Consider the following 13,655-nt stretch of genomic DNA (forward strand, 5'->3'; position numbering starts at 1 on the left):
AATCATGATTAAATCTTATAAAGACTTAGAAGTATATAACCGATCATTTAAGATGGCGATGGACATTTTTTGGATGACAAGAAATTTTCCTAAAGAAGAGGTTTATTCTCTCACCTCACAAATCGTAAGATCCTCAAGATCTGTTAGTTCTAATATCACGGAGGGTTGGGCTAAAAGAAATTATGAAGCAATTTTTAAACAACATCTGATCACATCCCTCGGATCCAATTCAGAGACTGAAAACTGGTTAAAGTTTGCGTTGGAATGCAAGTATATCACTCAAGAAGACTTTAATGCTATGTCAAAGGAGCTTGATGAGATTGGTAAAATGTTGACTTCACTTCACAAAAACTGGAAAAGTCATGGAAAGTAGTTTAGTGATTAGAGGTTGGAAATTAGAAGTTAGAGAAATAGAAACTAGAGGTTGGAAGGTAGAGGTTAGATTGCTAGATGACAGAGGCTGGAAACTGGTTCTAACCTCTATCTTCTATCTTCTTGTCTCTTTTGCAAAGGCACAAACGCTAGAAGACTACCAATCTCAGGCTGCAGAGCAGAATCCCGGCCTTCAAGCCAAGTACAAAGCTTTCGAAGCAGCATTGGAAAGAATTCCTCAGGCTAACAGCCTACAGGATCCAACCTTTTCATTTGGATATTTTATCTCTCCGGTTGAAACAAGGGTTGGCCCACAAAGAGCACGTTTCTCACTCACTCAAATGTTCCCTTGGTTTGGAACATTAAAAGCAAGCGGTGATGTAGCTACCCTGAATGCAGAAGCTCAATACCAGGTCTTTTTGGATGCTCGGAATAAGCTTTATTATCAAGTTGCGGCGGCCTACTATCCGCTCTATGAATTGGATAAATGGATTGTGCTGGAAAGTGAGAATGCAGAAATCCTTGAGTCATACAAGACCATTGCAACCACTCGGTTTGAAAATGATCAAGGGACATTGGTTGATGTACTTAGAGTGGACATCATGCTCAAGGATGCATTGACCAATTTGGAAATTCTCAGAAAGAAAAAGCAACCATTGGTGACCTCATTCAACAAGCTCTTGAATAGAGAAGAGTATGCTGACGTGGTAGTTACAGATTCCCTAATGGTCACCGATCTGGCAATCAATCGAGATTCATTACTGGCCAATAATCCTGTCTTGGATGAATTGGAAATTCGGTTGGAGGCAAGCAAGAAGCAAGAGGTTTTGTCTGAGAAGCAAGGATTGCCAAAGCTAGGGGTGGGTTTGGATTACGTGATTGTCAGTGAACGCTCGGATATGTCTGTTCCTGACAATGGCCAAAACGCTTTGATGCCTATGGTCACTGTAGGAATCCCCATTTTCAGAGGAAAGTACAAATCAGCAAGGAAGGAAGCTCAGCTGATGCAGGATAGTTATTCGCTTCAAAAAGAGGATCGAATCAATCAGCTCATATCCGGATATGAAATGGCTGATTTCGACCGAGTAAAACAAATGGAACTTCTACAGCTCTATGACGAGCAAATTGCTGAGACGCAGCAGGTGCTTAACCTCCTACTTTCAGCATATGGGAACTCAGGAACAGCATTCGAAGAGGTATTGCGTACGCAACAACAACTCTTAAAGTATAAAAAAATGAAGGCTACAGCGATGATGGACTATCACGTTGCAGTGGCTAAGCTTAATTATTTGACAGCTAAAAAGTATTGAAATGAAAATATCCATAAGAACACTAATCGTTGTGATTGTAGCAACCCTCGCAGGTGGTTTGCTGCTTGGATGGGCCTTTTTTGGTGGAAGTTCGGAAGCGGAACATTCGCACACTGAAGTCATCAATGGAGAGACCGTTTGGACATGCTCTATGCATCCGCAGATTCGACAAAATGAAGCAGGCGCTTGTCCGATATGTGGGATGGATCTCATACCATTAGAAGACGACAATGGAGAAGGTATTGATCCTATGGCCATTACCATGTCACCTACTGCGATGCAGCTGGCCAATGTTGTTACGGCAATTGTAGGTAGTGAATCAGCAATGAAAACCATTCGCTTGAACGGCAAAGTGCAGGAAGATGAACGATTGATCTTCAGCCAGACCACACACTTTCCAGGAAGGATTGAAAAGCTTGCTGTGAATTTTACAGGAGAGTATGTTAGTAAGAGAAGCGTGATTGCAAGTTTGTATTCACCTCAGTTGGTAACTGCTCAGGAAGAGCTGTTCGAGGCTTATAAAATCAGAGAAAGTCAGCCCAATTTATATCGAGCGGCCAGGGAAAAGCTGAAGAACTGGAAACTGACCGAATCTCAAATAGATCAGATCATATCTACTGGAAAGACTCAGGATCAGTTTCCGGTACTAGCGGATCAGTCGGGCTATGTAACTAGCAAGAAGGTCAATCTTGGAGACTATGTAAACAGAGGGCAAACCCTGTATGAGATTGCAAACCTATCCAGAGTTTGGGTGCTGTTCGATGTGTATGAAAGTGACCTGTCCTGGATTAATAAAGGTGATTCCATTCAATTCAATATTAGTTCACTTCCGGGACAAACGTTTAAAGGCAAGATTGATTACATCGATCCTGTGATCAACCCCAAAACGCGTGTGACAAAAGCTAGAGTAGTCGTTCCAAACAATGATCGAATATTGAAGCCCGAGATGTTTGCTTCCGGTGAGGTGAAAGCTCAACTGGGAAAGACAGTCGATCAATTGACTGTACCCAAATCTGCAGTGATGTGGACTGGAAAACGATCCGTGGTTTATGTAAAACTATCCTCTGATCAGGGATTGCATTTCAAAATGCGTGAAGTGACGCTTGGTCCGTCACTTGGAGATGGTTACATCATTGAGAAAGGGTTGGAATCAGGTGAAGAAATTGCTGTGAATGGAACCTTCAGTATTGATGCTGCGGCACAGCTTGCAGGCAAGCCATCAATGATGTCACCGGAAGGTGGAGCTGCTATGACCGGCCATAACCACGGAGGAATGAACCAAGGATCCTCACAAACCAATAATCAAATGAACATGCTTCAGGTGAATGAATCTGAACAAACGTTTGAAAGTGATCCTGAATTTAAGGAGCAACTTCAGGTTGTCTTTTCAGCCTATCTCCCGGTGAAGGATGCGCTCATAGAAAGTGATGTAAATACAGCAGCCAAGAAAGCCGAAAACCTTCAGAAGGCTATTAATGAAGTAGATATGAAGTTAGTGAAAGATGAAGCACACATGGAATGGATGAAAGACCTGAGCATACTGCAGAAATCCACTGAAGGTATTCAAAATGAAACTGATCTGGAAAAAGCTAGAATGATGCTCTCGCCCTTGAGCGATCAATTATTTCATACCCTAAAAAAATATCAGGTTGAAGTAGGCGGCTATCGTCAATATTGTCCAATGGCTTTTGACAACACTGGAGCTTTTTGGTTAAGCGATTCAGATAAAATCCTGAATCCTTATTTCGGAGATGCCATGCTCACCTGTGGAAATGTAGAAGAGGAATTATGAGAAAAAATAATCAATACTACATACGGAAGGCCCATCGATGGCTTGGCGTGACCATTGGAATTCAGTTCATCTTCTGGACAGTCAGCGGGCTTTATTTTAGTTGGACGGATATTGACGAAATCCACGGAGATGATTTCTTAGAACCGGTTGAAGAATCGACAAGTCTGAGTATCCTGAATATTCCTGATTCACTTATTGTGAAAGAGTTGTCTTTACGGATAATCGATAGCAAACCTTTTTTGTGGATTAATGATTCGCTCCTAATTAATTCAGAGACAGGGGTGCTCAAACAAGGGGTTACGAAAGAAGAAGCAGAGCAAATTGCCAGAAAATATGTAAAAGATGAGTTTCAAATAGCGTCAAGTACTCTGCTAACGGACGTAGGTGCTCACCACGAATACAGGGGTAGGCCATTGCCAGTCTGGGCAGTGCAGTTTGATAGTTCTGAAGAGCTAACTGCATATATCGCTCAATCTGATGGAAGCTTCCAAAGAGTACGGCATCAATCCTGGCGTTGGTTTGATTTTCTATGGATGTTCCATACTATGGATTATGAGGGTAGGGACGATTTCAACAACTCTTTACTTCGAGCATTCTCACTGTTTGGACTGTTCACAGTAGCATCAGGATTCACCTTATTTTTTATCACAATCAAAACGAAAAGAAAGAAGAAAACTTAATAACCTAATTAGTTAAAATCATGAAAAAAACGATTGTAGTTATACTTTTTGCACTTTTTTCAGCTTGCGGCTCCTCAGGAGAAAAGAAAGCTGAAGAACATGCAGACCATTCCGCACACATGGATGAAAGTGCCGAGCAACCCAAATCAAAAAGCCCCAAGCAAATGGCCATGGCAAATATGGGTGAGAATCACATCCATATTGAGTATAGTTCTCCTAGCGTGAGGGGAAGGCAAATTTTTGGAGGCTTGGTAGGCTTTGGTCAAGTCTGGGTAACAGGTGCACATAAAGCAACAAGCATAAATTTTCAAAATGATGTAATGATTGATGAAAAAACTGTTCCGTCTGGGAAATATGGCTTTTTCACCATCCCAGAAAAAGAATCATGGACACTTATCCTGAACAAGGATTGGGACATGCATTTGGCTGATGAGTACAACGAGGCTAATGATGTTTTGAGATTGACTGTTACTCCAGAAATGCTGGACGAATCCGTAGAGTCTCTAACCTATGAAGTTACACCCATTGATGATAACTCTGGAATCATTTCTATAAGTTGGGCAGATACGAAAGTCTCATTTAAAGTTGAAAACAAACAAGAATAAACACTAATATGATGAAAATGAAAACAACACTATTGACACTCGGGCTTGCAATTGCTATTGCTTCTTGCAGCTCTGCAAAAAAGGAAGAGAAATCGGAGGCAAAAGAAGTGGCTAAAACTGAAGTAACAGAGGCATCTTCCAGCATTTCTGACTACATGTCGCTAAAGGATGCTTTGGTTCAAACGGATGCTTCAGCTGCAAAGGATGCAGCTACTAAACTGGCTGAATCTGCTACCAATGAGAATTGGAATGCTGCCATTGTTGAGGCTGCAAAAACAATCGCATCTAGTGGTGATGTTGAAGTACAGCGTACAGCTTTCAAAACAGTGACTGACGGCCTCATTGCTTCATTAAAAGCTAATGATTCAGAAGATGGAGTTTATGTTCAGTACTGTCCTATGGCTTTTGACAATACAGGAGCCAGTTGGTTGAGCATGTCAGATCAGATTAGAAATCCATACTTCGGTGACAAGATGCTAAAGTGCGGTAGAGTGGTTGAATCGCTATAAAGACTAAACCCAGCTATGTGAGTGAGCGGCTTGGCTTCCCAGAGGAGTCAGCCGCTAAATTCTTAACCTAAACGAATGAGAACATGGATGATTTTTTAGAATCATGGGGGGAGGCCGCATATACCTCAGTTGGATTTTTTTGGATGGCTCTTTGGGCATTTATTCTAGGATACGCAGTAAGTGGAATGATCCAAATTTTCGTTACCCAGAGCAGGATGCAGAAAACTATGGGAGGAAAAGGCCTGAAGAGTATTTCTTTAGGTACTTTTTTTGGTTTTATTTCAAGCTCTTGTAGTTTCTCAGCCCTGGCAACTACAAAATCACTCTTTCAAAAGGGTGCAAGCTTCGTCAGCTCTATTGCCTTCATGCTGGCATCCACCAATTTGGTTGTGGAGTTGGGAATTGTCATTTCCATTTTTCTGGGATGGCAGTTTGTAGTTGGGGAATACGTAGGAGGATTGATGTTGATCCTATTTAGCTGGTTGCTCATCAAAATCATTCAACCGAAAAAGCTCATTGAGACAGCAAGAAAGAATCTTGGTGAATCTAAGTCAGAAGAAGAATCTGAGAAGCGATTTTATGATAAAATTAAATCAAACGAAAGCTGGGCCAAAGTAGGAAAGCAATATGCCATGGAATGGAAAATGGTATGGAAAGATGTAACCATAGGCTTTACGATTGCGGGTATTATTTCAGCATTTGTGCCCAACTCCTTCTTCGAGACCTTATTCATCAACTCCGGTCCTGAAGTAACTGAGTTTAGCTTTCTGACTTTGCTGGAACACGTCATCATTGGTCCTGTAGCTGCATTTCTGACTTTTATTGGTTCAATGGGTAACATCCCACTTGCCGCCCTCCTATTTACCAAAGGAGTCAGTTTTGCTGGGGTAATGGCATTCATTTTTAGTGACCTAGTGGTGTTTCCCGTCCTCAGGATAAAAGCCAAATACTATGGATGGAAAATGTCTCTTTTTATTCTGTTCTTATTGTTTAGCTCTTTGATTGGTACCGCACTGGGGCTTCACTATGGACTGGATTTTCTAGGCTTTTTGCCGGATGGATCAGGAGTCAATATCACAGAGAAAGCGCATTTTAAAATTGACTACACTTTTTGGCTGAATATCGCTTTTTTAGTCATTTCCGGAATCCTCATCTACTTTGGGTTTTTTAAAGGAAAAGATGTGTACCATCACAAAGAAATGGCTCCTAAAAGTCCATTATTGGAACGGACACTTAAATGGCTTGCAATCATTTGCTATGGATGGTTATCCGGCGGGGTTTTGACACATCTGTTTTATTTGCCTTAAGTCAATCATCTCTTTCCTTAATCTTCATAGAAACGAAAAACTCATAGCCAAGATATTCGTTAACCTTGCCTTTCAAAAAATAATACATTGAATATTTATCAGGAAAACACCGCTCGGCTGAGGCAACAATCAGCAAGATTTTCAACCAGCGATAAAAGAATTAGCGTTTCCCGCTTCTTATCTATTTCCGCAGCTCTATTTCTATTTTATCAATATTATCAGACTGGAAACTCTTTGTTATTGTTGGCAGGATTTATCACCGCAGGATCATTTATCCTACTTATTAAAAAGCATAAATCCATTCGATGGCAAAATGAATTAGCTAAGGCTAAGCTAGAGATCAATCAAGACGAAAGTGATTTTTTAGCAAACGGTAAGCTAAATTTTGATAGCGGGGAGGAATTTATCCAACATGACCACCCCTACTCCTACGACCTGGATTTTTTTGGTGACCATTCTTTATATCAAACCCTTAATCGGACAAACACTACGTATGGTAAGAAAATTCTAGCTGAAAAATTGCTCCATATTTTGCCAAAAAAGGAAATCTCTCACACACAAGCAGCAGTTCAAGAGCTATCTCCTAACCTGGAATGGAGGCAACAAATTTCAGCGCTGGGTAAACTGAAACCAGACAGTCCTGAGAGTAATAAAGAACTACTTGATTGGGCCAAAAGAAAGCCCAGAAAACTCAATTTCATCATTCGCATTCTGACCTTTTTGCTTCCTATCATCACAATTGTAGCGTTGTGCCTTTATCTTATTTACCCGGAAAGCATATTTGGTAATATTGGAGGATTGCTTTTCCTAACTAACCTGGGTGTGCTTGCAGCTCATATGATTTGGGTGAAAGAAGAACTGATCCCAACTACTAAAATTGAAGATATCCTCAGGCAACATTCATTGCTATTAAAGGAGATAGAAAATCAGGAATTTCAATCGAGTAAGCTAAAAAACCTACAAACACAATTGACCTCCGGTCACACCAAGTCTAGCGAAGCGATACATCAATTGTCACTATTATTCGAAAGGCTGGAGCATGTATCCAATATTATCGCAAGCCCGTTGTTGAATGGCCTGATTCAGTATCATATGCATGTATTACATGCTTTATCAAAGTGGAGAACAAAACATGCCACTCATCTTGAGGATTGGCTCAGGGTGATTGGAGAAATTGAAGCGATCAGCAGTCTTGCCAATTTTTCGTACAATAATCCGGAATTTATCTTTCCAACAATCAACAATGAAAAGCGCATTCAATTCGAAAACCTAGGGCATCCACTCATAGCAAAAAACAAGAGCGTAACTAATTCGATCCACTTCGATAGGTACAATTTTTTTATTCTCACAGGATCCAACATGTCAGGAAAAAGTACTTTCCTACGAACAGTAGGTGTGAACATGGTGCTGGCTGGAATCGGAGCACCAGTCTATGCAAGCAGTGCCTCAGTACACGTAATGCCTGTATTTGTATCTATGCGTCTGTCTAATTCTCTCACAGATAGTGAGTCCTATTTTTATGCTGAGGTTAAGCGACTGAAATTCATCATGGAGCAACTGGATAAAGGAGATTGCTTTGTACTGCTTGACGAGATATTGCGCGGAACAAACTCTGATGATAAGCGTAATGGCACCATTGAAGTCATTCGTAAGATGGCAGATAAAAAAGCTTATGGAGGTATCGCTACCCACGATTTAGAAGTTTGCAATATCACTGATGATTACCCTAAAATACTTACCAATAAACGATTCGAAGTAGAAATCGTCAACGATGAATTGGTGTTTGACTATAAGCTTCAAGATGGAGTTTGTGAAAATAAAAGCGCCAGTTTCATCATGAAAAAGATGGGTGTGATTTAATTCATTCTTTCATATATTTAAATATGCGATCATTACTCACCACTACCCTCTTAATCCTTTCGATTTACTCAAACGCGCAAAAAAACCCCACCACCACAGAACTGGTGATGTCAATGTCACAGCGCTCACTCGTAATGCCCGGATACTTACCAGATCTCAAAGCCCTGATTGCCAGACAAGCATACGAATTCTGGAAAGAGGGGAATGTGGAACCCTATGTTTCCCATTTGAATGTTTACCAGGCCTTATATGAGGCAAATAAATACCTGGGCTATGATTCAGTCAGGAACATGGCCTATAACCAGGTCGGCATGCATTCCAACACTGTTACTTCGGTCGTTTTTGGTTCAGACCCAAACTTCTATTATTCATCCTCAACAGATGGTAAAGTATTGAAATGGGACCTTACAAGCCCAAGAAGTATTCCGGAAACCATCTATGAATCCGATAAAATAGTACAGTCCATAGAGATGTCAAATGACGGCAAAGTACTAATGGCCATTTTATATCAGGAAGGATTGGCATTGATTTCTACTGAAAAAAACCCACATGAAGACATTAAGGTGTTGGAAGACCCACAGCCTGTTCAAACGGCCACCTTTATACCTGGTGAACGAAAATATCTCACCGTTGCAAAGTCTGGAGAGTTGATTTTAAAAGGCTTTAACACCAAATCAGAACAGGTAGGTAAAACCGCACTCAAAATCAATCAATTAAAAGTAGACGAGCAGGACGGAACCATCTATGCAGGGACGGAAGAGGGCGTTCTTGAAGCCTGGGAAAAACCATATCAGGTAAAAGAAAGTCCGATAGAGGATATCATGGAGAACTGGAGACAGCAGTCCTATTTTGGGTATAAGCTTGGATCCTTTTCAATCAACTGCCTGGACATCAGCCCGTCCGGAGACATTCTTGCTATCGGAAGGGATCGTGGGGACATTGTCCTATGGGACATTCCTAAAAAGCAACTTATCAGGATTATCTCAGGGCATCAGAGTACAGTCACTGATATTCAATTCAACCCAAAAGGCGACCTGCTTCTTACAACCAGTCGTGATGGCACTGCCCGAATCTGGGACCTCACAGATTCAAGAAAGCTTCCAATTATTTTAGATGACCATGATGAATGGGTTTTTACAGGAAGTTTTAATCCCTCGGGTACACAGGTGATTACCGGTGGTGGTGATGAATACATTCGTACCTGGCCGGTCGATCCCTCGTACCTAGCATTCAGAATATGTGCAATGATCAATAGAAATCTCACTCAGGAAGAATGGGACGAGTTTGTAGGAAGAGATATCCCCTATTCAATGACCTGCTCAGACTAAGTAAGCGCGGAATAACCTATTGCTTCCTGTACTTAGCTAGAAATTCTTTTTTATCATCCCTATAGGTGGCTACTGCCCCTAGTTTATACATGCAATAAATGTAGACCCATGCCAAATCAAGTTGGTAGGGAAGAAAACCAGCTCTTGCACTTTCTGGGTACAAATGGTGGTTGTTGTGCCATTCTCCTGAAAAGGTCCCTGGTCGGGTTTGATTAATAGACAGGTTGCTACGGTCGTAATCGATTCCATCTTTATGACTTTCCTTTCCCTTTCCATGTCCTGTATAGTTAAATGCGCGAACCAGAACAAACCAAAACATAGCGGCACTAAAAGCTGTACAAGCCAACCCATGTCCACCTATAAAAAAGAAAGCGGCGTACCAAAATGCCCAATTGAGAAGCCAATGAGCAATGGTGTACCACGGAGTAGCAACAGAACCCCACTTTTGATATTGCTTATAGTTATTAAGCTGGACACCTGTATGACGCATATAATTATACGCCTTCTTATATTCAGCTTCAGTCAAACCATCAGCTATGCTTTGATGATTAACATCAGACATCATACAATACAATAAGCCCGCCTGTGCATTGTAAGGATCTCCAGGCTCATCTGATTTGGCATGGTGCACGTGATGAGAGATCACATAAATTTCTTCGGGAAATGTCTTGATTACAAGATTTTGTGTAATAAAGCGCCAAAATGAATTGGTAAAAGTGTATGATCTATGTGTGCTGTATCGATGAAACCATATCGTGCCATGTGTGCTCATAATAACCATGGCATAAACCAAGAAGAAGGCAAGAAGACCAAGACTGAAAAAATGAAAGATGAAGAAATAAAAGAAGGGCAGCATACACAGTACCATTAGCCAGCTAATGCCCGATATCCAGTTTTTTCGGTTCTTGAATACATTGATTCTTGAGAAGAATTCTCGAAATAATTGCTTTTTAGATGGTACAATTAATGCTCCATCTAAGTCTTCCCATCCATAGGAAGGCATTTTGAGCACTTTATCAATAAATGTCATGTCGGTGGCCTGTTTAGAAATGAAAAATATAGGGCAGGCTATATGTTGTGATGGTTCAAAGGTAGATGAAAAGCATCAAAGAGAGTCGAATATGTCTGATTAAGTCAAGATACCTTTTAATACATTCATTATCAATTAAATAACAACTTGACATGCCTCCTGATTCCATTTATCATCTGGTCAGACTGACAAACATTGATGATTGAGGAAACACCGACAGTCATTAAAGTTGCTCATAGAGGTGGAAAGACTTTCATAATAAAAGCATCAAACAAATTCATGTTCAATGCTTAAAAAACAACCTAACTTATTTTTTCATTTCATGCGAACAACTTTGCCTCGCCACATAGAACGCGAGGAAAAAAAATTCAAGATGGTAATAATGAGCTGCACAGTAATCGATTTCTTTCCTTTCATGATGATGCTTTTTACTTCTCAATGATGATTCAAAGATGAAGTGTACATTTCTTTGATGTGAGCGAGAATTACCGAATTAAGCAATTTGAGGGAATCACGTAGGTAGGCTTGTCAGCAGTGCTTTTATAGGAAATCCATATTTTTCTAAACGATTGTGATCGTTAAAGGCTTTTATATATATATCAAATATAAAATTCAACACAATGGCTAAAATTATCAACTCACTTGTAAACGGAATTAAAGGAGGCGTTAAAGGTGCCATAGAAGGTACCGCAGATCTTGGAAGTACTATTGTTTCATCAGTCAAGGAGGTAACACTCACCACCATAGAAGGAACCAAAGACATTGTCATTAAAGGTGTCCAAGTTCCTGCATCTATTGTCCAAGGTACATTTGAAGGCTTATCTAACGTTGGTAAAGGCGTTATTGATCTGGTAAAAGGCATAGTCAATGGAGCTGTACAGGGAGCAATGGAAAGTGGAGTAGATCAGAAAGATGCAGTACAAGGGTCGGTTAAACAGGCCATTCACTCAGCGAAAAATCTTGGGTTAGACGTGGGTGCGGTTGCCGTAGAAGCCGTTAAAGGTTCTGTTAATGGCGTAAAGCAAGTTGGTGGAGACACTCTTAATGCTACGAAAAATTCAATAGTGGCAGCAATAGAAGCTGCCGGAGAAATAAGTATTGAGTCAGCTGAGGCTGTCAAAAATGCAATCAAAGAAGGTGTAGACGGAGGTAAAGATATTCTAAAACAACTCTAACACAAGAACCATATTTTTGAGATATTCAGGCCCTCATTTGAGGGCTTTTATTATTCCGTCCGAAATTTTAAATACCTTATCGAAGTTTATTTACAATTCTCGTTGTAACGTATTTTCTTGCTATAAATAACTCACACTAACTAACCTAAAAGAACTATGCTCAAGCAATTCTCCCACTCACTATTAACTTCTGAAGAATTAGTCGTTATTGCCGAACGTTTTATTCAAGCTGTAAATGCGTCCAGACTTAAAGACATTCTGGAAAATCGAATAAAAAAAACAACCGAAGCTTCAAATGTGCTCTCCGAAGCATTGAATGAAGGACTTTCGAGTGTACATGCATCACGGGTGCAGCAAGCTGACCTTCTCAGAGATGATGCCTTCCAGGCCTTCAAATATGGTGTTCTATCAGCTTCGTATCGATCAGAGCCATCCATCAAACAAGCTGGTGAAAAGCTAGTAGAAGTAGTCAGAAAGCGAGGTTTTAGTCTTTACAATCTTGGCTACATTGCGCAAAGCGAGGCGATGAGAAGTCTTGTTGACGATCTCGAACGATATTCCAATGAAATATCCCATGCCGGTGTTGCGGACTTATTGGAGGAAATGCTGAATTCGCATGATTACTTTGATAAAGTCTACCATGAAAAAACAACGGAAGACATTAAGAATGAAACCCCACAAGTGGTGGTTTGGAAAACAGAATTATCAAAACAGATTACACTATTCCTTAATCATGTCGAGCTATTAGAAGAAGATAAAGAGGAAGGAGTTAATAAACTGGTCGAAACGCTAAATGGAATCATCACAGACATGATGGAGCAAGCAAAAGAAAGAAAGCAAACGGCTTAAATCACTCTTTTGACTTCTTAGTGACAAACCTTTTGCTATCATTCTTACGTTTGGAAGTGAAATGAAAAAATTAATAGTTCTATTTCTACTTATTGGTTGCACTGATCCTACTCCAACGGCTCAAGAGGTGGTAGACAGAGCAATAGAAGCTGCAGGTGTTAAAAAGTTAGTCAATGCTGAAGCTTCATTAACCTTTAGAGACATTGATTATACCTATTCGATGAGAGATGGCAACTTCATCTACTCACGAATTCAATATGACTCCATCGGCAATCAGGTAAAAGATGTTCTTGATAATGAGGGTCTATTCCGATATGTCAATGATAGCCTGATAAACCTGGGTGAGGAGAAACGGGCAGCCTATACCAGTTCGGTAAATTCAGTGATTTATTTTGCCTTCCTCCCTTTCAGGCTTAATGATGCTGCAGTTAATAAAAGCTATGCCGGAGTAGTTGAAATCAATGACAAAAGTTATCACAAGATAAAAGTCACTTTTGATGCTAAGGGTGGCGGTGAAGATTTCGAGGATGTCTTTTACTATTGGTTTGATACAGAAGACTACAGTATGGATTACCTCGCCTATAGTTACAATGAGGAAGACGAGGGTAAAGGCATGCGATTTAGGGTGGCATATAATCCACGAAAAGTAAATGGCGTCACCATTCAGAATTACAGAAATTTAAAGCCCAAAGTGAAAGACAGTGTACCATTAGAGCAAATTGATCGAGCTTATATAGATGGAAAACTGGAGGAGTTGTCACTTATTGAGCTAGAGGATGTGGTTATTAATCATTGATTAGTACAAGAGATTCCCAAGTCTCGCTCGTACCTCACTCGC

General features: G+C 40.4%; 13 protein-coding genes. 12 read left to right on the forward strand and 1 reads right to left on the reverse strand.

Features of this window, described 5'->3' with window-relative positions:
* Positions 1 to 4: 4 nt before the first annotated feature.
* The 9 genes from ACQK2H_RS14140 (at position 5) to ACQK2H_RS14180 (ending at position 9,763) form a co-directional block, all read left to right on the forward strand.
* Positions 5 to 373 carry a four helix bundle protein gene (locus tag ACQK2H_RS14140; protein WP_425392020.1) on the forward strand — a complete coding sequence of 123 codons (369 nt, stop codon included), beginning with the start codon at positions 5 to 7 and terminating at the stop codon, positions 371 to 373.
* Positions 363 to 1,682, forward strand: coding sequence for a TolC family protein (locus ACQK2H_RS14145; RefSeq protein ID WP_425392021.1), 1,320 nt, complete (start codon positions 363 to 365; stop codon positions 1,680 to 1,682). The genes ACQK2H_RS14140 and ACQK2H_RS14145 overlap by 11 nt, the downstream gene beginning before the upstream one ends.
* A gap of 1 nt (position 1,683) precedes the next feature.
* Positions 1,684 to 3,474, forward strand: a complete 1,791-nt coding sequence (locus tag ACQK2H_RS14150) for an efflux RND transporter periplasmic adaptor subunit (RefSeq protein ID WP_425392022.1) — start codon at positions 1,684 to 1,686, stop codon at positions 3,472 to 3,474.
* The gene (locus ACQK2H_RS14155; RefSeq protein WP_425392023.1) at positions 3,471 to 4,154 is read left to right on the forward strand and encodes a hypothetical protein; all 684 of its coding nucleotides are present in this window, start codon (positions 3,471 to 3,473) and stop codon (positions 4,152 to 4,154) included. The genes ACQK2H_RS14150 and ACQK2H_RS14155 overlap by 4 nt, the downstream gene beginning before the upstream one ends.
* Positions 4,155 to 4,174: 20 nt before the next feature.
* The gene (locus tag ACQK2H_RS14160; protein ID WP_425392024.1) at positions 4,175 to 4,759 is read left to right on the forward strand and encodes a DUF2911 domain-containing protein; all 585 of its coding nucleotides are present in this window, start codon (positions 4,175 to 4,177) and stop codon (positions 4,757 to 4,759) included.
* A gap of 17 nt (positions 4,760 to 4,776) precedes the next feature.
* Complete coding sequence (locus tag ACQK2H_RS14165; RefSeq protein ID WP_425392025.1) at positions 4,777 to 5,268, forward strand: DUF3347 domain-containing protein; 492 nt, start codon at positions 4,777 to 4,779, stop codon at positions 5,266 to 5,268.
* A gap of 83 nt (positions 5,269 to 5,351) precedes the next feature.
* Complete coding sequence (locus tag ACQK2H_RS14170) at positions 5,352 to 6,575, forward strand: permease (RefSeq protein WP_425392026.1); 1,224 nt, start codon at positions 5,352 to 5,354, stop codon at positions 6,573 to 6,575.
* Between the two features lie 243 nt (positions 6,576 to 6,818).
* Positions 6,819 to 8,435: a MutS-related protein gene (locus tag ACQK2H_RS14175; RefSeq protein WP_425392027.1), complete on the forward strand. Its 1,617-nt coding sequence runs from the start codon at positions 6,819 to 6,821 to the stop codon at positions 8,433 to 8,435.
* A 23-nt stretch (positions 8,436 to 8,458) separates the two neighbouring features.
* Complete coding sequence (locus ACQK2H_RS14180; protein WP_425392028.1) at positions 8,459 to 9,763, forward strand: WD40 repeat domain-containing protein; 1,305 nt, start codon at positions 8,459 to 8,461, stop codon at positions 9,761 to 9,763.
* A gap of 16 nt (positions 9,764 to 9,779) precedes the next feature.
* Here the strand turns inward: ACQK2H_RS14180 and ACQK2H_RS14185 are convergent, their stop codons facing one another.
* A complete protein-coding gene (locus ACQK2H_RS14185; protein ID WP_425392029.1) occupies positions 9,780 to 10,793 on the reverse strand; it encodes a fatty acid desaturase in 1,014 nt (337 codons plus the stop codon).
* A gap of 620 nt (positions 10,794 to 11,413) precedes the next feature.
* Here ACQK2H_RS14185 and ACQK2H_RS14190 point away from each other — a divergent pair.
* The 3 genes from ACQK2H_RS14190 to ACQK2H_RS14200 all read left to right on the forward strand — a co-directional run bounded on the left by ACQK2H_RS14190 (position 11,414) and on the right by ACQK2H_RS14200 (position 13,613).
* Positions 11,414 to 11,968, forward strand: a complete 555-nt coding sequence (locus ACQK2H_RS14190; RefSeq protein WP_425392030.1) for a hypothetical protein — start codon at positions 11,414 to 11,416, stop codon at positions 11,966 to 11,968.
* A gap of 156 nt (positions 11,969 to 12,124) precedes the next feature.
* Positions 12,125 to 12,817: a DUF6261 family protein gene (locus ACQK2H_RS14195; protein ID WP_425392031.1), complete on the forward strand. Its 693-nt coding sequence runs from the start codon at positions 12,125 to 12,127 to the stop codon at positions 12,815 to 12,817.
* Between the two features lie 61 nt (positions 12,818 to 12,878).
* Entirely contained in the window at positions 12,879 to 13,613 is a 735-nt protein-coding gene (locus ACQK2H_RS14200; protein ID WP_425392032.1) for a DUF6503 family protein, read from the forward strand.
* Positions 13,614 to 13,655 lie beyond the last annotated feature (42 nt).

It is taken from the genome of Ekhidna sp. (assembly GCF_965228795.1).
Classification (GTDB): Bacteria; Bacteroidota; Bacteroidia; order Cytophagales; family Cyclobacteriaceae; genus Ekhidna.